19 protein-coding genes are annotated in these 20926 nt (G+C 68.3%); 13 read left to right on the top strand and 6 right to left on the bottom strand.

Translation table 11 applies throughout. From position 1 onward, the window contains the following. The first annotated feature begins 428 nt into the window (after nt 1-428). From ACYVO6_RS45100 to ACYVO6_RS45090, 3 genes are all read left to right on the top strand, one after another. Complete coding sequence (locus tag ACYVO6_RS45100) at nt 429-2624, top strand: MMPL family transporter (protein WP_461072081.1); 2196 nt, start codon at nt 429-431, stop codon at nt 2622-2624. Nucleotides 2625-2714: 90 nt separating this feature from the next. After that, the gene (locus ACYVO6_RS45095) at nt 2715-3896 is read left to right on the top strand and encodes a sensor histidine kinase (RefSeq protein ID WP_461072079.1); all 1182 of its coding nucleotides are present in this window, start codon (nt 2715-2717) and stop codon (nt 3894-3896) included. 24 nt (nt 3897-3920) lie between these two features. Continuing rightward, the gene (locus tag ACYVO6_RS45090; RefSeq protein ID WP_461072077.1) at nt 3921-4598 is read left to right on the top strand and encodes a response regulator; all 678 of its coding nucleotides are present in this window, start codon (nt 3921-3923) and stop codon (nt 4596-4598) included. 719 nt (nt 4599-5317) lie between these two features. Here the strand turns inward: ACYVO6_RS45090 and ACYVO6_RS45085 are convergent. The 3 genes from ACYVO6_RS45085 to istA all read right to left on the bottom strand — a co-directional run bounded on the left by ACYVO6_RS45085 (nt 5318) and on the right by istA (nt 8957). Continuing rightward, nucleotides 5318-6307: a hypothetical protein gene (locus ACYVO6_RS45085; protein ID WP_461072075.1), complete on the bottom strand. Its 990-nt coding sequence runs from the start codon at nt 6305-6307 to the stop codon at nt 5318-5320. A 536-nt stretch (nt 6308-6843) separates the two neighbouring features. After that, on the bottom strand, nt 6844-7614 hold the full coding sequence (gene istB / locus ACYVO6_RS45080) for an IS21-like element helper ATPase IstB (protein ID WP_461072073.1): 771 nt from the start codon (nt 7612-7614) through the stop codon (nt 6844-6846). Further along, complete coding sequence (gene istA, locus ACYVO6_RS45075) at nt 7611-8957, bottom strand: IS21 family transposase (protein ID WP_461072071.1); 1347 nt, start codon at nt 8955-8957, stop codon at nt 7611-7613. Before istA ends, istB begins: the two co-directional genes overlap by 4 nt. 229 nt (nt 8958-9186) lie before the next feature. Here istA and ACYVO6_RS45070 point away from each other — a divergent pair, with 229 nt between their 5' ends. The 4 genes from ACYVO6_RS45070 to ACYVO6_RS45055 all read left to right on the top strand — a co-directional run bounded on the left by ACYVO6_RS45070 (nt 9187) and on the right by ACYVO6_RS45055 (nt 12715). Next, complete coding sequence (locus tag ACYVO6_RS45070; RefSeq protein WP_461072069.1) at nt 9187-9654, top strand: hypothetical protein; 468 nt, start codon at nt 9187-9189, stop codon at nt 9652-9654. After that, nucleotides 9651-11768, top strand: coding sequence for an integrase (locus tag ACYVO6_RS45065; RefSeq protein ID WP_461072067.1), 2118 nt, complete (start codon nt 9651-9653; stop codon nt 11766-11768). The genes ACYVO6_RS45070 and ACYVO6_RS45065 overlap by 4 nt, the downstream gene beginning before the upstream one ends. Further along, nucleotides 11765-12184 carry a hypothetical protein gene (locus tag ACYVO6_RS45060; protein WP_461072065.1) on the top strand — a complete coding sequence of 140 codons (420 nt, stop codon included), beginning with the start codon at nt 11765-11767 and terminating at the stop codon, nt 12182-12184. Before ACYVO6_RS45065 ends, ACYVO6_RS45060 begins: the two co-directional genes overlap by 4 nt. Nucleotides 12185-12391: 207 nt before the next feature. Next, nucleotides 12392-12715 carry a hypothetical protein gene (locus ACYVO6_RS45055; protein ID WP_384270134.1) on the top strand — a complete coding sequence of 108 codons (324 nt, stop codon included), beginning with the start codon at nt 12392-12394 and terminating at the stop codon, nt 12713-12715. A gap of 60 nt (nt 12716-12775) precedes the next feature. On the opposite strand, the gene ACYVO6_RS45050 is transcribed toward ACYVO6_RS45055, so the two are convergent. Then, on the bottom strand, nt 12776-13741 hold the full coding sequence (locus tag ACYVO6_RS45050; protein ID WP_461072062.1) for a helix-turn-helix transcriptional regulator: 966 nt from the start codon (nt 13739-13741) through the stop codon (nt 12776-12778). 92 nt (nt 13742-13833) lie between these two features. Here ACYVO6_RS45050 and ACYVO6_RS45045 point away from each other — a divergent pair, with 92 nt between their 5' ends. The 4 genes from ACYVO6_RS45045 to ACYVO6_RS45030 all read left to right on the top strand — a co-directional run bounded on the left by ACYVO6_RS45045 (nt 13834) and on the right by ACYVO6_RS45030 (nt 16575). After that, nucleotides 13834-14199, top strand: a complete 366-nt coding sequence (locus ACYVO6_RS45045) for a VOC family protein (RefSeq protein ID WP_461072060.1) — start codon at nt 13834-13836, stop codon at nt 14197-14199. A 50-nt stretch (nt 14200-14249) separates the two neighbouring features. Continuing rightward, complete coding sequence (locus ACYVO6_RS45040) at nt 14250-15275, top strand: IS481 family transposase (protein WP_461072083.1); 1026 nt, start codon at nt 14250-14252, stop codon at nt 15273-15275. A gap of 22 nt (nt 15276-15297) precedes the next feature. Continuing rightward, nucleotides 15298-15771 carry a hypothetical protein gene (locus ACYVO6_RS45035; protein WP_461072058.1) on the top strand — a complete coding sequence of 158 codons (474 nt, stop codon included), beginning with the start codon at nt 15298-15300 and terminating at the stop codon, nt 15769-15771. A gap of 99 nt (nt 15772-15870) precedes the next feature. Continuing rightward, on the top strand, nt 15871-16575 hold the full coding sequence (locus tag ACYVO6_RS45030) for a hypothetical protein (protein WP_461072056.1): 705 nt from the start codon (nt 15871-15873) through the stop codon (nt 16573-16575). A gap of 12 nt (nt 16576-16587) precedes the next feature. Here ACYVO6_RS45030 and ACYVO6_RS45025 read toward each other — a convergent pair whose 3' ends face one another. Continuing rightward, a complete protein-coding gene (locus ACYVO6_RS45025) occupies nt 16588-16842 on the bottom strand; it encodes a nucleic acid-binding protein (RefSeq protein ID WP_461072054.1) in 255 nt (84 codons plus the stop codon). 84 nt (nt 16843-16926) lie between these two features. Here ACYVO6_RS45025 and ACYVO6_RS45020 point away from each other — a divergent pair, with 84 nt between their 5' ends. Further along, on the top strand, nt 16927-19341 hold the full coding sequence (locus ACYVO6_RS45020; RefSeq protein ID WP_461072052.1) for a site-specific integrase: 2415 nt from the start codon (nt 16927-16929) through the stop codon (nt 19339-19341). Nucleotides 19342-19530: 189 nt separating this feature from the next. Here the strand turns inward: ACYVO6_RS45020 and ACYVO6_RS45015 are convergent, their stop codons facing one another. Beyond that, nucleotides 19531-19920: a VOC family protein gene (locus ACYVO6_RS45015; protein ID WP_189278698.1), complete on the bottom strand. Its 390-nt coding sequence runs from the start codon at nt 19918-19920 to the stop codon at nt 19531-19533. A gap of 396 nt (nt 19921-20316) precedes the next feature. Here ACYVO6_RS45015 and ACYVO6_RS45010 point away from each other — a divergent pair, with 396 nt between their 5' ends. After that, complete coding sequence (locus tag ACYVO6_RS45010) at nt 20317-20814, top strand: hypothetical protein (protein WP_461072050.1); 498 nt, start codon at nt 20317-20319, stop codon at nt 20812-20814. Nucleotides 20815-20926: the final 112 nt, after the last annotated feature.

Below are 20926 nucleotides of genomic sequence, written 5' to 3'. Positions count from 1 at the left end.
ACGGTGTCGAGGCCAAGGCCGGGACCGGCCGCCTCCTGCGCTGGGGAGACTGGGACCAGCCCGCCACCACCAACTGAGAGACCACTCTCACCGAGGGAAGCCAGACGGCCGGGGAACGTGGGGGTCGCCCGTAAGGGATGCAGGTACCCGTGGACCGCACCGTAACGGACCCGGTAGCCGCACTCGGCGATCATCTCCTCCCGCAGACTCCCAGGAGGCCCCGCCCCAGGGCCTTGACGACCTGAGCACCCAGCGCACCCGGTGTGCACAAGCGACGGCGCGCCCCGGTTCGCCACTCGCCTGCTGCGAGCGCAGTAGACGCAAGTGTCTGCGAACGGCCAACGACCAGAGATCGCAGAAATGGAAGCGTGAGGGTGGGCCGAAACCGCCGGCCCAATTGTGTGACGCACCTCTGGAAAGGCCCGTCGATGTCCCCACTCGCCCGCTGGTGCCACAGGCACCGGCTCGTCGTCGTCCTGGCCTGGGTCGGCCTGTTGCTCGCTCTCGGCGCCGGAGTCGGCGCAGCCGGCAACGCCTTCGGTCACAGCCCGACCTCGCAGAACACCGACTCGGCCAAGGCAACGGCCCTGCTGCAGCAAGCCTCCAACAGTGCGGCGGGCAAGAGCGGCCGGATCGTCTGGCAGTTGGAGGGTGGCAAGGTCACCGAGCCCGCGGCCGAACGGGCCATGACCGACACCCTGGACCGCATCACCGACGCGCCGGGAGTCGCCGCGGTGAGCACCCCCTACACGCCCGACGGCAAGACACAGGTCAGCAAGGACGGCAGGACGGCCTACGCCACGGTCACGTTCGACCGGGACGTGGCGGATGCCCAGATCGACCACGTGAAGGAACTCGCCACCGCTCCGGAGTCGGGGAGCCTGCACATCGCGCTCAACGGGCAGGCGTTCACCGTCACCCCCGAACCGAACGCGGTCGCCGACGCCATGGGCATCGTCCTCGCCTTCATCGTATTGCTGTTCGTCTTCCGTGCGGTGTGGGTGGCAGCGCTGCCCATCATCACGGCCGTCATCGGTGTCGGCACCTCCGCGGTCGCGGTGATGCTGCTCAGCCACGTCATCACGCTCTCCAGCACCACGCTGACCCTCGGCTCCCTGATCGGCCTCGGCGTGGGCATCGACTACGCCCTGTTCATCGTCAACCGCCACCGCGCCAACCTGATGGCGGGCATGGCTGTCCCCGAGTCGATCGCCAAGGCCCTCAACACCTCGGGCCGCGCTGTGCTCTTCGCCGGCCTGACCGTCGTCGTCGCGCTGCTCGGCATGCTCACCCTGAACGTCGGCATCATCAACGGCATGGCCATCGGCGCCGCTGTCACCGTTGTCCTGACCGTGCTGGCCGCCGTCACCCTGCTGCCTGCGCTGCTCGGCATGATCGGGCCGCGGGTCCTCAGCCGCAACGAGCGCCGGGAACTGACCGCACAGGCGAGGCGACGAGCTTCCGGCCGGCCCGGCCTGTGGGCTCGGTGGGCCGAGCAGGTCCAGGCGCGGCCCAAGGCGCTGGGTCTGGTGGCCCTCGCCGTCCTTGCGGCGCTCGCCTTCCCCACGCTGTCGCTGCGCCTGGGGGCCTCCGACGACGGCAACCTGCCCACCACCTCGACGAACCGCCAGGCCTACGACATGATCGCCGACGGCTTCGGCCCCGGCTTCAACGGCCCGCTCGTCCTCGCCGTCCAGGCCCCCACCGCCGCCGACAAGGCGGCCGAGACGAAGCTCGTCACCGCCCTCGAACGGGTCGACGGCGTCGCCAGTGCCTTTGCAGCCCCCATGAAGGAGGGGCAGACGGTCGGTGTGATCTCCGTCGTCCCGACGACCTCGCCCCAGTCAGCCGCCACCTCCGACCTGATCCACCACCTGCGTGACCAGGTGATCCCGCCGGTCGAGCAGGGCACGTCGATGAAGGTCTACGTGGGCGGTGTCACCGCGAGCAACGACGACTTCGCGTCGGTCCTCATGTCCAAGCTTCCGGTGTTCGTGCTGGTAATCGCCGCGCTCGGCTTCCTGCTGCTGACCATAGCCTTCCGCAGCCTGCTCATCCCGGCCGTGGGCGCGGTGCTCAACCTCCTCAGCATCGGGGTGGCCTTCGGCGCGATCGTCGTCGTCTTCCAGTACGGCTTCGGCGCGGGGGCCCTCGGACTCGGTGCCGCCGGACCGATCGAGTCGTTCGTGCCTATCCTGGTCGTCGGCATCATGTTCGGCCTGTCCATGGACTACCAGGTCTTCCTGGTCAGCCGGATGCGCGAGGAGTGGGCCCACACCGGCGACAGCCGCCGGGCGGTCCGGGTCGGCCAGGCCGAGACCGGCAAGGTGATCGCCGTCGCCGCCACCATCATGGTCTGCGTCTTCGGCTCCTTCGTCTTCGGCGGCATGCGCGTGATCTCCGAATTCGGCGTCAGCCTCGCGGTGGCCGTCGCCGTCGACGCCCTGCTGATCCGCATGGTCGTGGTGCCCGCGCTGATGCACCTGTGCGGTCGGGCGAACTGGTGGCTGCCCCGCCGGCTGGACAAGGCCCTGCCCAACGTGTCCGTGGAAGGCCCCGCTGATGCGCCGGCCCAGTCACAGCACCCGGTACGGCAGCCGCAAACCGCAGGCGTGGCCGACTAGCCGACGTGAACGGCAGACCGACGACGAACGCTGGCCGGGCGGACGGGGGCACCAGACTTTCGCCCGACCCGTGCTGCTGAGAGTGAGGGAATGGACGTGAGTATGGTGTGGCGGCAGTGGCTGGCCCGTCATGACCGTGTCAGAGACGCGCTTCCTGCGGTGCCGCTGATCGTGGTGGCCGCGGCGGCCACCGCCGTCGGCGAGTCCTCCTGGCACGAGCCGCGCTGGGAGGGGGCGGTGTGGACAGGGCTGTCATGCCTGCCTCTGGTCGTCCGCAGCCGCTGGCCGCTGCACGTCGCCCTCGTCACGCTGTCGGGTGGGCTCACCCTGATGGCCTTTGCCCAGAACGTGGCCCTGGGCCCTGCGGCCGGCCTCGTCGCCCTGTACACGCTCGCTACGCTCGGCAGCCGGCGCACCGCATGGATCGTCGGAATCGCCGCCGCCGTTGCGATCACGGGTGTGTACGCCGCCACCCACACCCAGTCGCTGGTGGACGGGGCCAGCCTGCTGCGGTTCGACTTCGCGATCGCCGCTACCGCGCTGGGCCGCGCCGTCCGCAACCGCCGCGACAGCCTTACGGAGGCACGGGCACGCGCGGAGCGCGCCGAAAACATGCAGGAGCAGGAGGCACGGCGCCGGGTCACCCAGGAACGCGTGCGCATCGCGCGCGATCTGCACGACGTCGTCGCCCACCACATCACCCTGGTCAACGCCCAGGCGGGAGTGGCTCACCATCTCATGCGCCTCAACCCCGACCAGGCCCTCGAGGCGCTGGCCCACATCAAGGACAACAGCCGCGCCGCGCTCGACGAACTGCGCGCCACCGTCGGCCTGTTGCGCCAGATCGACGACGCACCCGGCACGCGGGCCCCCATCCCCCGCCTCGCCGATCTCGACACCCTCGCAGGCGGGTTCCGCGCGAGCGGACTGTCCGTGTGGGTAGCCCGCACCGGTACTTCCACGCCGCAGGCGCCCGCCACCGAACTGACCGCCTACCGCATCATCCAGGAAGCCCTCACCAACACCCACAAACACGCCTCCGCCACCCGGGCCGCCGTGATCCTGGACTACGGTCCGCACTCACTTCGGGTCACCGTGACGGACGACGGCCACCCCAGCGCGCCAAAAGGCACGGGCACCGGCCATGGACTGATCGGCATGCACGAGCGAGCCACCGCCATCGGCGGGACCGTCACCGTCGGCCCCCGACCCGAAGGCGGCTTCCAGGTCGTCGCCGACCTGCCACTCTCCCTCGCCCCCGCACCCGTCTGACCAACCCGTGAGGAAATCCCGCCCGTGACGATTCGCGTTCTGCTCGCCGACGACCAGGCCCTCCTCCGGGGCACCTTCCGGCTGCTCATCGACGCACAGCCGGACATGGAGGTCGTCGCCGAGGCCTCCAACGGCCGCGAGGCGGCACAGCTGGCCCGCGCCGAACGCGCCGACGTCGTGGTGATGGACATCCGGATGCCCGAGGTCGACGGCATCGAGGCCACCCGGCTGATCGACCAGAACGAGGACCTCGTCGGCGTCAAAGTCCTCGTCCTGACCACCTTCGAGGAGGACGAACTCGTCGTGGAGGCGCTCCGGGCCGGCGCCAGCGGCTTCCTCGGCAAGGGGATCGAGCCGGCTCAGCTCCTCGACGCCGTCCGCCTCATCGCCGCTGGCGAGGCGTTGCTCTCCCCGACGGCCACCAAGGGCCTCATCGCCCGAGTTCTCACCTACCCCTCCCCCAGCGACCTCGTGGACCCCCGGCGGCTGGCCACACTGACTCCCCGGGAACGCGAGGTGATGGCCCTGGTGGCCACCGGCCTGTCCAACAACGAGATCGCCGAACGCCTCTTCGTCACCCCAGTCACCGCGAAGACCCACGCCAACAGGGCGATGACCAAACTGGGCGCCCGCGACCGTGCCCAGCTGGTCGTCATCGCCTACGAGACCGGCCTGGTCCACGCCGGAGAACCGCAAGGCTGAGGCGAACCGGCCGCGTCCGAGCACGGTTGCCTGCTGCGGGATGAATCCCCGGAGTACGGCGCAGCAGGCTTCCCGGCCTGTCTGCGGCACGGCCGCGTGGGCTCGGAACGGTGTGCGTCATGGTCGCGTGCCCGGCTGTCGGTCGCTGCCGCCGGCCGTCTCCTGCCCGCTCCGCCACGGCGAGTGCCGCCTCGGCCTTCTTCCGGTAGACGACGAGTCTCTCGGCCGGAGCGACGACGAGTCTCTCGGCCGGAGCGATGATCTGGGGGTTACGCGACCTGGCAGACACGTCGTGGTCTCCGGTGGCCTTGCGCAGGGTGCCCACGGTGGCCTGATCGCGGGCGAACGGGTCGAAGGAATACCGGCGCATCGCGTTCTCGTAGGTCATCTTGTGATGTCGTCGTCAGCCACGAAAATCGCGGTCAGCACCGCGGGAAGTTCCTCAGGCGAACGCGTCCGGCGTGTACCGCCGGAACTCGTCGGTGAGACCAGGAACGAAATGGTGTTCCGCGCTGCCGAAACCGTCCATGCCGAACGCGTCGGCCCAGCGGCGATTCCTCATCGCTGGAAGCACGGACAGGTCGCCGGCGCGGAGCCGAACTGCGGCGAGCCCACAGGGCCAACATCACGCTGAGCTACGTGTCACTTGGTTCGCCGGCGTTAACGGCACCCCTAAAGTCCGACTATCGGGATTTACGGAATGTCTTGCGACGGGAGAGCTAAGCGGCATAGGCAGCTCGGGGGGAACCAGCCTCCTTGGTCCACTTCTCGGCCCGGCTGATGTGCAGTCCGAGGAGGCGGCTAAGGACGACGGCAGGGAGCTCGGCGGAGAGTTCCATCAGCGTGGTGTCGCGGGCGGGCCGTGCCCTGATGCCCAGGGCGGTGAGCTTGCGCATGAGCTGTCGGCTACTGATCGGCTGTCCGCCGGCCGCGCCCGGGAAGAGCCAGGGGTGATCGTTACTGCGTCCGAGGGTGGAGTAGCCGTGCCGATGCTGGACGAGCTCCAACACGAGGGAGTCCAGCGGGGGCGGCAGGTCGGTCGGGTGGGACCCGAGCGTGAGCGCAACCCCGTCCTCCGTGCGGGTGACCTGGTCGAGCCGGATCCGGGAGGTCCGACTCAGAGGCTGGGCGAACAGCAAGAGAAGAAGGCCCGCGACGCGGGTGGCGGTGTCGACCCCGTCTCCCTTCACGAGTCGGCGGACGTGGGCCCATCGTTGATCTTGCTCGATCATGGCCATCGAGGCGTCCTTGGGCGGGACCGGGATCAGGAGGCGGTGAGCGTGGCGGTTCTGTACTGACCAGACCAGGAAGGTCCGGGCGAGGTAGCGGACCCATATGTCGGTGGCCAGCCAGTCGTCGATGTCGTGCTGGGTGCATGTGGCCAGGCTCGTGCTGCGGGCTCGGAGCCATTCGATCAGCTGGATTGCGGCCTTGACCTCACGGCGGACGGCCACCGATTGGTGCAGCGTGACGGGCCGTTTCTCGGCGTCTCGCCGGAGCCGCCGCAAGTGGTGCCAGGTGGCGAAGCCGCGGACGACCTGGCGCTCGCTTGGGTCCTCGATTCGGGCGATGGCCCGGGGCAGCCAGCGCTCAAGTTCGGCGAGGCGCTCGTCGCGAGCAGGAAGAACACCGTCGGCAGCCAGGGCCGCCCGCAAGTGCCGGACCGCTTTGACCGGGCGCTGAAGGCCGTCGAGGAGGTCGTGCGTCACGGGCCCCTTCTCGGCGGCGAGAGCGGCCAGCAGGCGCCGCGGAACGGGTTCACGAAGCCAGTAGAGAAGAGAGAGGGGATCGCCCCGGTGTAAGCATTGGAACACCGGTTCCAGGTCCGGCCGGACGATGCCGTCCGGCCCGCCGAGCAGGCCGGTCAACTGCCGGTCGAGAGCGCACGAGTTGCAAAGCCCGTGGTGATAGAGCCGTTCGAGGACACCACACTGGACACAGTTGCGTCTGGCGATGGGGTGCTTGTCATAGCAGACCCTGCAGAGCGCTTCCCCGTTCGGGCCGCGTCCGGTGAGCGGCTTGGACCTGCCGCAGATGTGGCAGGGCACCGGAACCCGAATGCAGCTGTGGCAGAGAGGCCCGCCGTCGGGCAGCCGGGCCTTCACCGACCGTTCGTTGCCGCAGCGGGAGCACGTCTGGGGCGGCCGCAGCCGGTTGGAACACGCCTCGCAGCGGGGCGCCTCGCTCTGGGTGTCGGCGTACGAGGTTCTCTCCCCAGTTGCGTACGGGCGAACGTCCCCAGTTGTCAGGCCACTTCGTTCTCGCGCTCGATAGCTTGGAGGCGGTTCTTGAGCCGGTAGCTCGGGCCGTTGATGGAGATCACTTCGCAATGGTGCAGGAGCCGATCCAAGATCGCAGTCGCGAGAACCTCGTCACCGAAGACCTGGCCCCACTCGCTGAAGGTCTTGTTCGAGGTCAGGATGATCGAGCCCTTCTCGTAACGCTTGGAGATCACCTGGAACACGAGGTTCGCCTCCGCCCGTTCCAAGGGCTGGTAGCCGACCTCGTCGACGACGAGAACGCTCGGCCGCAGGTAGGTGCCCAGCTTGCTGGGCAGCCGCCCGGCGGACTCGGCGGCCTTGAGGTGGCGGACCATGTCGTCGAGGCTGGTGAAGTAGATCGAGTAGCCGACCCGGCAGGCCGCGACCGCCAGCGCGACGGCGATATGCGTCTTTCCGACCCCGGGCGGGCCCAGCAGGGCGGCGTTGGCTTTGGCCTCGACGAACGAGAGAGTGGCGAGGTCTTTGACCTTGCGCGGGTCGAGCTCGGGCTGGAAGGAGAAGTCGTACTCGTCCAGCGTCTTGTGGTGCGGCAGCTTCGAAAGTCGCAGGCCGGAGCGGAATCGCCGGTCGTCGCGGACGGCCAGTTCCTCGGACAGGACCAGGTCGAGGAAGTCGAGATACCCCATCTTCGCCTCGTCGGCGCGACGGATGTACTCGTTGATGGTCTCCGCCAGGTGGGGCAGGCCGAGCTTGCCGGCCGTGGTGCGGATGCGGTTGCCGGTCAGCTCGCTCAAGACGACTCCTTCGTCGACGAGTTGGTGGTGAAGGGACGGGTGCCGGTCAGCTCGTCATAGACCGACAGCGGACGGCGGCCGACCTCGATCTGGGTGGCCGCGGAGCGGTTCAACAGCGCCTGCAGGGAGCCGACTTGACCACCAGCAGGCGATTCGAGGCGTGGTGGCGGGGGTGCGTCGCCGGTCGTGGTGCGGCGGTTCTTGCCGGTGGGCAGACCGTCCCAGTGCTCGTCCTCCTTGACGACGGCGCCGCGGCCGACCGCCCGCGGATGGGCGGACAACAAGGTCTCTCCGCTGGCGTCGGGAACGGTCGAGTGCAGCATGACCTGGGACTTCGTCGCCCGGATCTCGACCAGCTGGCGTGGGCGGACCTTGCGGGCGGGCACCGAGTAGAGGTTCCCGTCGAAGGCGACCAGACAGTCCTTGCCGACCGGCCGCAGATGCCGCTCGGCCACCAGATACGGAGTCGGCGGCAGCGGTTTGAGGGCCGCATGGTCGCGGGCGGCCCGGATGCCGATGACTTCCCGGTGCGTCTTATGGATCTGGTCCCGCCGCCGGGGCACCCAGGCGGCGAACGCGGCGTCCATCTCCTCGATGGAGGAGAACGCCCGCCCGGACAGCACATGATCGCGGACGATGAGGACTTGGCGCTCGACGCGTCCCTTCCCCTGCGGCCGGTAGGCGGCCAGGACGTCGATGTCGAAGTCGTAGTGGCCGGCGAAACCGACCGCCTCCGGGTGCAGCGGAACCGCCTCGCCCGGAGCGACGTGACGGCGCACGACGGTCTTCGTCCGGTCGTAGACGATCGTCATCGGCACCCCGCCGAAGTGCGCAAACGCCCGCCGGTGGCAGTCGAAGAAGGTCTGCAGATCCTGGCCCGTGGTGAAGCAGCAGAACGGATCGCGCGAGTACGACAGCACCATGTGGAACGAGTAGACCTTCGGGATCCCCATGTGGGCGAGGATCTTGCCCTCGTCGCCCCAGTCGACCTGGGCCTGGGCACCCGGGACGACCTCGAAGCGGCGGTGCAGACCCGCCAACTCCCCGGGCGTGATGCCCAGTTCCTCCGCGACCCGCGGACGGGCCTGCTGAACGTAGAGCTTCACGCGCTGGTAGTTGCCCGTGAACCCGTACTCCGCCACGAGCCGCTCGTGGATCACCGACGCCTTCATCAGGATCTCGGCCCGCAGCATCGAGTCGACCAGCGGGGCGAACTCGTCGATCACCCTGGGCACCACCTGGCCGGCGGCCGAACGACGCGGCGGTGTCGACGGACCCGCAAGGTACTTACGGACCGTCTTGCGGTCCAGTCCCGTCTCCCGGGCGATCTCCGACAGACTCATCGCCCCGGACTCCAACAGCCCCCGAAATCGCCGTAGTTCCGACCAGCGACGCGGATCCAAGACCATCGCCGACCACCCCCTGCCGCAGCACATCGACTACGCAGCAGAGTGTCGACCAACCCCTCCTCACCGCATCAGGAACTGGCCACGTTCATCCGTACGCGGGTGGGGACGTTCAGGTGTACGCCGACAGCAGAACACTCAGGACACCCACGACCGCGTCTATGTCATGAACGAACCGCAGGCCCAGGAGGCGGCCGTCCCGGTGATCGCGGACGGCGTGACTGCGGCACTGGAGGCTGCCCGCCGGACGATGTTCCGGGCCCAGCTCGCCGACACCCCCGAGGCCGGCGAACAGCAGACCGCGACGACGGGCTGCACGGACTACGAGAACAGCCACTTCACCCCGCCGGGGTCGGGCTGCGGGGCGTCTTTCCTGCTCTGCACCGCCTGCCCGAACGCCCGGGTCCACCCCGGCCATCACGCCCGGCTCGCCTACCTGCACCGCGCGCTGGAGAGCCTTCGCACGGCTGTGGACCCCGGGCTCTGGGAAGCGGACTGGTCCGATGCCCACGCCCGGCTGGAAGACCTCAAGGGCCGTCTGGGCACGGCCCTTTGGAAGGCGAGGCTCGCCGAGGCCACTGCCGAGGACCGCGAGGTCGTCGACCATCTCCTGAACGGACATTACGACCTGTGACGACTTCGTACACCGAACTGCCCCTGGTCGTCCCCAGCCCGGACAGCCCCTCGATCGACCCCTTGCTGGTCGTGGCGGGCTACCAGGGCACCGTCAACCGCTACGGCGCCCCCACCTGGCCGATGGCGCCGCTGATCGGCAACCCCAGCGCACCCCGCGAGACGATCCACTGGATGAAGTTCCCGGACGCCACCCGGGAGGAGTTCCGGCTCATCGCCTGGCACCTGGTCAACCGCGCGCTGCCCGACACGTTCCTGGTCGGCAAGGTCCCCTCCTGGCGGACCCGGCAGAGCGGGCCCTCGATCTATGGGGCCGTCCTTGCCTGGGGGCACTTCGCCCACTGGCTCGACAAGCGCGGCATCACCAGCCTGGACGCCTGCACCGAGGAGATCTTCCACGACTACGGACTGCACCTGAGCCGCCGGCCGGGCATCGGCCGCTCGACCGTGGGCCAGCGCCTGACCGCGCTGACCCGGCTCTGGGCATTCGACGAAGGCAGCGTGCTCCCGCGCGGAATCGCCGAACCTCCCTGGAACCGTGAAGGCCGCGACGACTACCTTCCCGCGGCGACATCGTCCGGCGGGGAGAACAGCACGGAGCCGCTCTCCCCCGCCACCGTGGGGCCCCTGCTCATCTGGGCCCTGCGGGTGGTCGAGGACTTCGCCGACGACATCCTCGCGGCCTGGGCCGAGAAGCGGCGGCTGACGGCGCGAGTCGCTGAGGTGAAGCCGACACCCGCTTCACTGGCCTTGCTCAGGACCTACTTCAACGACCTGGTCGAGCGGGGCCAGCCCATCCCCACCCACGACCATCCGGGCGGCCGACGATTCGCCCTCACCTACATCGCTGACACCATCGGTGCCTCTCACGGCCAGACCAACGGTGTCGTCGGCAGCCGACACGGAGGGATGGGGCTGGAGCAGTACATGCTGAGCAACCCCGGCGGATGCCCGCTGGACATACCCGTCACCGGCTTGGTCGAGGGGAAGTCGTGGAAGCAGGCGCTGGACTTCACCGAGGCCGCGGCCATGATGCGGCACCTGGGCACAGCCACTTTCATCGTCCTGTCGTATTTGACGGGAATGCGTCCCGGGGAGGTTCTCGGGCTGAGGACAGGGTGCTGCCCGGACCCCGAATCCGGTCGGCACCTCATTCACGGACACGTCTACAAGACGGCCACCGACGAGAACGGCAACCACCGCTCCGAAGGCGAGCTCCGCGATGTCCCCTGGGTCGCCATCGCCCCGGTGGTCAGCGCCATCCGCGTCTTGGAACGCATCGTCCCCGACGGCGCGCTGCTCTTCGACGGCGTCGGCCACGACTTCGTCAACAAGCGCAGCTTCGTCGGTTCGGTGACCCTCGGTTCCTGGCGCGGGCGGGTCGAGGACTTCGCCGTCTGGGCCTCTGATCTCGCCCGATCCCTCGGTCGACCGCACGAGGCCGTCCCCGCGGACCCGAACGGAGCGATCGGGACGGGGCGATTCAGAAGGACGCTCGCCTGGCACATCGCCCGCCGTCCCGGCGGGCTGGTCGCCCTCGCGATTCAGTACGGCCATCTGCGCACTTCCATCAGTTCCGGATACGCCTCCCGCAGCCGGGACGGCATCCACCAGCTCCTCGACGTCGAGACCGCCCGCGCCACCGCGGACACCCTCAGCACCCTCCACGCCGACCTCGCCGACGGCGTCGGGATCTCCGGCCCCGCCGCACGACGCGCGATCCACGCCGCCAACCAGGCCCCCGCCTTCGCCGGCACCGTCTTCACCCTCCGGGCCGCCCGCGCCGTTCTGGAGGACACCTCCCTGGCCGTCCACGACAACCCACGCGCCTACCTGATGTGTGTCTACAACCGGGAGAAGGCCCTCTGCCACCGGCTCGCCGACCGTCGTGACGCACCCACTCTGGACCGGTGCCAGCCCACCTGCGCGAACGTCACCCGGACCGACCACCACGCCGACCAGCTCATCGCCCAGGCCGAGGTCCTGGAGAAGCAGTCAGTTGATCTCGTCCCCGTCCCCCTGGCTCACCGGTTGCTAGCCCGGGCCCAACGGCTCCGAGACCTCGCCGAGAAGCACCACCACGACCGAATCACCCTGCCGGAGGCATCCGCATGACCCCCGCCATCGACGAACGCGACCGCATCCGCGCGGCCATGGACCGGATCCTCAGCGGCTCGCCCGCCCACTCCAACGGAGCCCTGACCGTCGTCGCCCTGGCGACCGAAGCCGGCGTTCCCCGCAATGCCCTGACCCAACGGCACCAGGACCTGAAGAACGAGTTCTACGAACGCGTCCGCGCCCGCGGCGGGATTCCCGACAGCGAGAAACGACTTCGCGCTCAAGTGGTGAAACTCAAGGAGCAGCATGCCGAAGACGTCAGAGAGATCAAGGAACTCAAGAACGCCAACGAGATCCTCGTCCGGGCACTTCACCATGCACAGATGGAAAACCGCCAACTCCGCCAGCAGATTGGGCAACAAGAACCGAGGATCAGGGCCCTGCCCTCCCAGCCCCGTCCGTCACGCCGCTAGGCCGTGTTGCTAAAGGAAGTTGGTGAGCCGGGTGCACCCCAGACTTCGGCGTCGAGCTGCGTCATTCCCAGCACGGGCCACGCCTCCAGCCTGCGACGGTGCAGCCGCGTGGTGTCCATCTCGCTCCGTAAACTGTTGGCTCGTATGCCCGTCTGTGATGTCTACGCGCACACTGACGGTTTCCCGTTCGACCCGAAGGACTGAGCCGTGCCCGACCGACCTGAGATTGTCTGCATCTGCGGCTCTACCCGGTTCGTGGACGAGATGAGCGCGGCGAACCGTGATCTGACCTTCGCAGGTGTCATCGTCGTCGCGCCAGGCGTCTTCCTGCGCGCCGAGGATCACGAAGCAGACGAGTTGATCACCAACGAGCAGAAGACCGCGCTGGACGCCCTCCACCTGCGCAAGATCGACCTGGCAGACCGGGTTCTGGTCGTCAACCCAGGCGGGTATATCGGCGAGTCCACGAGCAGGGAGATCGCATACGCCCACGCCACCGGCAAGCCGATCTCGTTCACCGATCCCTTCTGACCAGAAGACGCTTCGTGGTGCGCGCGGGCAACGAGTCTCGGTCAGCCTAGGTGTTGCGGGTCAGGACGTTGGTGACGGCGCATAGTGGTGGGCAAGATTGGTGGCGAGGTCGCGAAGGTGAGCCCTGGCTTCGGTGGGGCCGTGCACAGTGATGGCGCTCCCGAACGGCAGTAGTGCTCGCACGTCCTCTAGATGCAGGAAGCGGATTGTTACCTTGCGGCCGGTGGCGGATTCTTCATGGTCGTCCCAGACGAGTCGTAGGCCAAAGATCCGTTGCGCTCGCTCGATCTGGGTCTGGTCGATGGTGGCGCTGACCTCTATCGCGTGGTTGTGTTCCCACTGATCAATGAGCGCTGCAGCGACGGTGGCCAGGGTCTGGCTCTCGCGGATCCGTCGTGGCTGGTCGACTTCTTTCCACGTCGTGATCCGTTCGAGTCGGTACATCCGTGGCACTCGGGCACAATCGGCGACGAGGTACCAGATGCCAGCCTTGGCGAACAGCCCGTAGGGATCCACGACCAGGTCGCGTGGGCATGACTCGCGTGGGCTGTCGTACTCGATCCGTAGCCGGCGACCTCGCCGCACTGCGCCGATCAGCGAAGCCGGAGTCGTGCCGAAAGCTCGTGCCTGACGCCAGGGACGGCTGTCCACGTGCACTACGTCGGTGAGCGGCAGGAGCTCATGAACTCGACGTGGCTGTGTAGCGGCGATCTTGGAGAGCGCGCGCTGGCTTTCGACCGATGCGTTGAGCTCCGCACGTTGCTTCTCATCCAGCCCAGTGAGCGACAGATGATCACGCTCGCCCGGTGTGAGTCGCGTGAGGTCGAGTCCGGATCCGGGCAGCATGGTCACGCCTCCGAGGCGGCCCCGGTGTGCGGTCACCGGCAGACCGGCGTCGCGGAGCCAGTTCAGATCTCGGGTGATGGTTCGAAGGGACACCCCGAGCGCTGAGGCGAGTTCCTGTGTGGTCACGGCATCCCTCGATTTGAGGAGCAGCATCAGGGTGAAGAAGCGGTCTGGGGTCACACACCAATTTTTTCAGGAATTGCGACACGATGCGGCGCATATCCCGGTCAGGCTGGTGGATGCGTACCTACCACCTGTGAGAAGGAACAACCATGACCACATCCGTCGTGTCCATCGTCTACGTGAACGACGCTCCCACCGCAGCTCGTTTCTACGGCGACCTCCTCGGCATGAGCCCCTCGTTCGAGACTCCGGGATACATCACCTTCGACCTCGGGCCAGGCGCTGACCTCGGTCTGTGGTCTGGCCAGTTCGAGGATCTGTCACCGGACGTCCCGCGCACCAGTGAGGTTTGCCTGGCCATCGACGGTGGACCCGACGAGCTCAACGCGACCTTTGAGCAGTGGAAGTCCAAGGGGGTCACGATCCTGCGCGAGCCTCATGATGCGGGGTTCGGGCTGACCTTCCTCGCAGCCGATCCTGACGGGAACCGTATCCGCGTCGCACCGCAGGACTGAAAGGCCGCAATGCGGCAGGCGCGCACGATAGGTGTCGCGCCTGCCGTCGTCTGACTTCGAGAGGACGACGAGGGCCCCACGCGAATGCGCCCCTGAGCGTCGAGGGCCGTAGGCGGCTCGTGAAGCGGTGCCAGACACGTCCCATTGCCCACGTCGCCGCTGAGATGGGTATCTCTCGCGCATGCGCCAGCAAGTGGGTAAATCGCTGGCGGCTACACGGTGATGCGGGATTGCAAGACCGGCCGTCGAGTCCGCACCGGAGTCCGAACGCGACTCCAGCATGGGTCATCGAGCAGATCGAGTCCTGGCGCCGCGAGCTCAAGTGGTCCGCGCAACGGATCACCGACGAACTTGTCAGTATCGGTTTTGTGATCGACCGGCGAACTGTCAGCCGACACCTGACCCGGCTCGGCCTCGGCAAACGCCGCTTCATCGACCCAGGCGGTAAGAACAACCGGAAGCCGGGGAAGATCACTGCCCGCTGGCCCGGACACATGGTGCACCTGGATGTGAAGAAGGTCGGCCGGATCCCTGATGGCGGCGGGTGGCGGATCCATGGCCGGGACAGCGATCAGGCCAAGGTCGCTAGTCGGGCGAAGTCGGCCGGGGCAAAGCGTGGCTACGTCTACCTGCACTCCGTCGTCGATGGTTTCTCACGGCTCGCCTACACAGAACCGCTGGGCGATGAGAAGGGCGCGACGGCTGCTGCTTTCCTCGCCCGGGCGAAGGTCTGGTTCGCCGCCCACGGCATCAACCACATCCACCGGGTCGTCACCGACAATGGCGCTTGCTACCGCTCCGGCGACTTCGCCCGCATCGTCGGGCAAGGCACCCGGCATCAGAGAACCAAGCCATACACGCCTCGGCACAACGGGAAGGTGGAGCGCTACCAGCGCATCATGGCCGAGGAAGTCCTCTACGCCCGCGAGTTCACCAGTGAGGACGCCCGGTCAGCCGCGATCGCAGTGTGGAACATCCACTACAACTACCACCGGCCGCATAGTGCTGCCGCCGGAAAGCCGCCAGCAGCACGCCTCCGCGAGAGCGTCACCAACGTCGAGCCCTCATACAACTAGGCCGCCCTCGGGCGTGATGTCGATGCCGTTCGCGAAGAAGCAGGCAGTGCCCTCGAAGACGTCGCCTTTGCGGAAACTCAGAACCGTGTGTGCTGGCTGGGAGTACCCCACGTGTTCCCCGGTTGCGGCCGATCGGCCCGAGGATGAGGAGCCGGACCTGGTGGCCGTTGATGGTGTGAGGACCGGCAGGGTTCGGAAGGCCGAAGTGCGGGATCGCAGCGTGGAAGAGCAGCTCCACATCGAGTTGGTCCTCGGATCGCTTGACCTCTACCCAGAGCTTCTCTTTTGGCAGCCAGAAGTCGGGCAGGTACGGCTTGCGCTTGCCGTCGGGGCCTACGGCGTAACCCTGGGGTTCGTACTCCCAGCGGATGCCCAGCTTGTCGAAGAAGACGGCCCATCGCGCTTCCAGCCGGGAGCGGAAGCGGTGTCCGGCGTAGCCGGTCTCAATGGCTCGGATGGACAACTGCTCTCCGTTCAGGCGGCGTGGATGGGCTGACCGTGACTGGTAGAAGCGGGCACAGGGCCTCTCGACTGATGGGCACAGTGGGATGGTGACAGAAGCCACTGACACACGATCTTCCCGAAGCCCAAGGACGTGGCCAACGTCGCCGAACAGCTGGTGCGCTATCGGAAGGTGCCCGATGTGGAGCACCGCACGGAGTGGGACGGCGCAAAGGATGTACGCGGCGCCGCCCGCGACTTCCGCCGCGCCGTCTTCGGCCTCGCACCCGTCGGGAGACAGGGGAGCATGGCCGGGGCCAGGATGGGCTCGGAGAACTCGGAGGGGGCGAGTGTGCGGCTGACCATCGACACGCAGACCGACACGTACGAGCAGGCGATCGCAGCGGTACAGGCCGCGTACGGTCTCAACCCCACCGCCATAGCGGGCGGTTGGCCGGACGCACCGCCGGCGTCCAGGCCGGGACCGGAGAGCCTGAGTGGCGACGACCTGTGGGAGGGATGGACGGACCGGATGCTCTTCGACACCGTCGCGTCCGTGATGCCCGGCGCCCGCGCCGTACTGCGCCGCCTGGTCGAACTGGGCGGCACAGCCTCGTTCGACGACGTCCAGACGTACTTCGCCGATCACCCCACGACGCCGATCCCACCGAAGAAGATCGGCGGGACGCTCACCAGCATCCGCGCCGTACGACGCAGGGTCGGCCCGAACAACCGGGCCGACATCCTCGAACGGGATGACCGCAGGCGTATCTACCGGATCGACCCCGCCCTCTTGGAGGGTCTCAAACGCGTCTTCGCCCTCGCTGACCTGCTGCGCCAGGAGGCCGCCAACGAGTAGGCGCCTGCCGCCTCAGCTCTCCCCGCTGTCCTCGTTGCTATTGATGGCGTGCTTGAGCTTGCTGCGGGCGTCCGGACGCTCCGGACCGGCGACGTCGTTCCAGAACGGGTGCGTGAGGATCAGGGCAGTGAGCTCGCGTTCCTTGGCCCGCAGCGCGGCGACCTCCGTCTGCTCCTGCTCCGACCACCCTGGCGAGTCCGGGTAGGCGCGGGACGTTGCGAGCCAGTAGCCCTCGGGACGCTCCCATGCCGGAGCTGGATCAACCACCCGGACAAAGAAGGCTGTTGGTGCCGAGTCCGGTGTCGGCGACCTGCGGCCCAAGCGGGCCCGGGCCCGCGGTGTCGAGCGGCCGTGACCGCACAGGAGTCCTCCGACCGAGCCGTCTCGGACCCGATCGGGCTGATCGTGGACCTGGTCGCGGCCGTCGAACGTGAACTGGAGCCCGACCGAATCCGCGCCGCGGTCGTCAGCGTTGCGGGGGGCCGCGCGAAGTCACGCCGCCTCGCGTCGCATCTGGCCGAGCATCCCAGCGTCCTTGCCGACGGCCGCTCGCCGGCACCCCGGGCCGCCGGTGACCTGCTCATCGCCTTGCGTGAGGCCGGAGCCCAGGTCATCTCGCCGCCGTGTTGCGCCGAGTGCGGCAGGCAGATGCGGACTCTCCAGCGCCGCGGCCAGAACTGGTACTGCGGGAACTGCGGACCGCGGCCCGAGCCCTGCGCCGCCTGCGGAAACACGCGCCGGGTTGCGACACGGGACCGGGCCGGGCGACCGCGATGCGCCAAGTGCCCGGACTCCGACGGACGCGATCCCATCGCGGTGATCCACGCCCTGATCTCCGAACTGGACCCGCAGGCCAGGCAGGAAGTAATAGCCGATGCAGTCCGCCGATCGGCGCCCCGCCCCTCCTACCAGCAGAAACTCGCCTGGGCTCTGGAAGCCGACCCCGCCCTGCTGACCGGAGAAGGCCACCTCGCACCCCGCCCCGCGATCCTCCGGCTGATCGACCTGCTGCACGCGGCCGGCGTCGCCGGGATCGTCCGGCCGTCCTGTCCCCGCTGCCGCAGAGTCGTACGCATCGACAAGCCCCTGGACGGACAGCGGGTCTGCCGCACCTGCATCGCCCACTCCCGCATCGAAGAGTGCTCAGGTTGCGGAGCCCGCCGGGAGCCGGCGACCCGCGATGATCAGGGGCGGCCGCTGTGTCCGAACTGCCTGGTCAACGACCCGGCGAACCTGGAAACCTGTGTCAACTGCGGCAGACGAAGGGTCGTGAACACCCGCACGCCGGACGGCCCGCTCTGCTCAAGTTGTCCCTCCCTGCCCACCGCGACCTGCAGCATCTGCGGCGGGGAGAAGCCCTGCGGCACCTCCCGCACCACGGGCCGACCGTGGTGCCCGGCCTGTCAGCGCCGCTCAGCCCCGTGCTCGGTCTGCGGAGACGTCACGGCGGTCGTCTCCGGCACGCTCGACCAGCCCCTTTGCGCTAACTGCACCGCCCCAGAGGTCTGGCACACCTGTCCCACCTGCAGCGATCCCGACTACCCGCGCCCAAGCCAGTGCGCCCGCTGTCTCATCAACCGGCGCCTGGGCGAACTGCTGGGTCCCCCGTCCGATGCCCTCCACCCCGGCCTCGAAGCCCTCCGGCACAACATCGCCACCACCGAGCACCCCATCACCGCCAGGCGGTGGCTGAACAAGCCGTCCGTCTCCCCCGTCCTGTCCGACCTCGCGGCCGGCCGGCGAGCACTGACCCACGAGGCCCTCGACGCACTGCCCGACAGCCCGCCCCTCGCCCACCTGCGCCAAGTCCTCGTCGGCGTCGGTGCCCTGCCCGAGCGGGACGAGTACATGGTCCGCCTCGAACGCTTCCTCACCGGCCTCCTCGCATCCCAGCCGGACCCCGAACAACGCAAAGTCCTGCACCGGTACGCGATCTGGCACCTGATCCGGCGGCTTCGCCGACGCAACAGCGGCCGCCCCCTCACCCCGCAGCAGTTCAACTCCGCACGTCAACGCACCCACGCGGCCGTCGCCTTCCTGAACTGGCTGACAGCCCACCACCTCACCCTGGCCACCTGCCGGCAAGCCGACCTCGACCGCTGGCTCACCGACGACTCCGCCACCTACCGCCACACGGCCGGGCACTTCATCCGCTGGGCCCGCACCAACAAGCTCACCACCGTCCACGTCCCCGCCGTCCGCTGGAACGGCCCCACCCAGCCACTCGACGACGAGCAGCGCTGGGACGTCGCCCGTCGGCTCCTGCACGACGACACCCTCAAGCCCGAAGACCGCCTCGCCGGGCTGCTGCTCCTCCTCTATGCCCAAGGACCGTCGGCAATCCACCGGTTGACCACCGAGGACATTGAGGTCGGCGCTCAGGAAGTACGTCTCCACCTCGGCGATGCCCCCGTCCAACTGCCCGAGCCCGTCGCCGCGCTGGCCCGCACGGTCGCCGCGAACCGCAAGGGCCACGCAACCATCGGCGCCCTGGCGCCGTCGCCATGGCTCTTCCCCGGCGGCCAGCCCGGAAGGCCGATCAGCACCACACAGCTGACACAGCGGCTGAACCAGCTCGGGATCCGGCCCAACCAGGCCCGCAGCACCGCGCTCTTCCAGCTCGCCACCGAGATCCCCGCCGCGATCCTCGCCCGCACCCTGGGCATCCACACCGACGTCGCCGTCGCCTGGCAACGTCTCTCCGCGGGCGACTGGTCCACCTACGCCGCCGAAGTCAGCCACCGCTACCTACCCAGGAAGCAGTAGTTCGTTGTTCACTCCCACAGACCACGGCGACGATGCCGACCCCGGCTCACGCACGGGTGTCGCCGCGTGGCCTTCGTCGCCACGGCCGGCGTCGGGAGGGCGAACGCAAAGATGCCGACTGCGATCCTCGGCCCAAGCAGCAGTTGAGGGCTGCACCCCGACGCAGGCTGCAGCCCTCGGCGCAAGTGCTTACGAAGGCCAGCCGCCATACGGCACGGTGATCAGTTCCATCGCGTGGCCAACCGGGTCCATGAAGTACACGCCGCGTCCGCCATCGTTGTGATTGATCGCGCCAGGGTGCTGCCGGTGCGGGTCGGCGTAGTGCTCGATACCGCGCTGTGTGATCCGCGCGTATGCCGCATCGAACTCCGCCTCGGAGACCAGGAAAGCGTAGTGCTGCGGGGTGATCTTGTCTGCGGGGATCGTAGCGAAGTCCAGCGTGACGCCATTACTCAGGTCGACCGCGATGAACGGGCCCCACTCTGCGGTGATCTCAACGCCCAGCAAGTCCGTGAAAAACTCGGCAGACTCCCGGTTGTCCCGGGCATGGACGATCGTGTGGTTCAACTCAACTGACAAGGAATGCCTCCGAGGGCATCTCCCGACACCTCCATGCCTCACCCAGTCGGCGACCGACACGCGATGTCGCCGTGGATCTTAGCCGTTGTTCCAGCGCGGCGGTAGGCGATCAGGACTGCGGCTATGCCGACCACGGCGAGGAAGCGTTCCTAGCAGCGGTGCAGGCCCCGACATCCGGCAAGGCCGGGGCGACCACGCGCGGCGATGTGCTTGCCCGAGCAGGTCCGCTGCACGCCCCGGCCGCTGGCCTAGCTTTTCCTCATCCGGGGCCAGCCGATCGTGACAACCCCGGCAGCGGACAGAAAGGCCCCGGGGGCATTCGGACAGTTCCAATACCCGACGTCACCATTAGTCGGTGAGAAACGCCGCCGCGAAGCTGTCGAGCGGGTCACCACCATGCAGTTCGACCGGCACGGCACACGCGTCTGGCGCCAGGCAAAAACCCTCCTCGACTCCGAACACGCCCGCCGCGCCATCGGCTCCGTCCAAGTCCCCTACGGCACCTGCACTGAACCCTCCAACGTCGCGGCCGGCGGCCACGACTGCCCCGTGCGCTTCCGCTGCGTGGGCTGCGGACACTTCCGCACCGACGTCTCCTACCTCCCCGACCTTGAGGCATACCTGGCCGACCTGCTGCGCAACCGTGAGCGTCTGGCCGCCTTCGCCAACGCCGAGCCCTGGGCCAAGGCCGAGGCCACACCATCGGACGACGAGATTGCCCGTGTCCGCCGCCTGGTTCAGCGCGTGCGCCAGGACCTCGATGAGCTCACCGACGAGGACCGGGCCCAGATTCGCGAGGCAGTCGCGCTGGTCCGCCGCAGCCGCGGCGTCTCCCTGGGCATGCCGCGCGTCCGCCAGCCCCTACCCGACCTTCGCCCGGAGAGAACCGGATGACCAGCATGACGGACGGGCGGCGGGCCGACTCGGCCCGCCGCCGCGAACGTGTTCTCAAAGCCCTCGATGTCCTGCTGCGAAGCGACCAGGACATCACAGTCTCCGGACTGGC

Source organism: Streptomyces pseudoechinosporeus, from assembly GCF_054783935.1.
Note: the sequence above shows the minus strand (reverse complement) of the source record. Positions and strands in the feature narration are given on the sequence as shown.

Coding starts and splice junctions, on each gene's coding strand:
- ACYVO6_RS45010 (WP_461072050.1), top strand. CDS start 20,317: ATGCAGTTCGACCGGCACGGCACACGCGTCTGGCGCCAGGCAAAAACC.
- ACYVO6_RS45100 (WP_461072081.1), top strand. CDS start 429: ATGTCCCCACTCGCCCGCTGGTGCCACAGGCACCGGCTCGTCGTCGTC.
- ACYVO6_RS45035 (WP_461072058.1), top strand. CDS start 15,298: ATGCCGTTCGCGAAGAAGCAGGCAGTGCCCTCGAAGACGTCGCCTTTG.
- ACYVO6_RS45070 (WP_461072069.1), top strand. CDS start 9,187: ATGAACGAACCGCAGGCCCAGGAGGCGGCCGTCCCGGTGATCGCGGAC.
- istA (WP_461072071.1), bottom strand. CDS start 8,957: ATGAGTCTGTCGGAGATCGCCCGGGAGACGGGACTGGACCGCAAGACG.
- ACYVO6_RS45045 (WP_461072060.1), top strand. CDS start 13,834: ATGACCACATCCGTCGTGTCCATCGTCTACGTGAACGACGCTCCCACC.
- ACYVO6_RS45095 (WP_461072079.1), top strand. CDS start 2,715: ATGGACGTGAGTATGGTGTGGCGGCAGTGGCTGGCCCGTCATGACCGT.
- ACYVO6_RS45060 (WP_461072065.1), top strand. CDS start 11,765: ATGACCCCCGCCATCGACGAACGCGACCGCATCCGCGCGGCCATGGAC.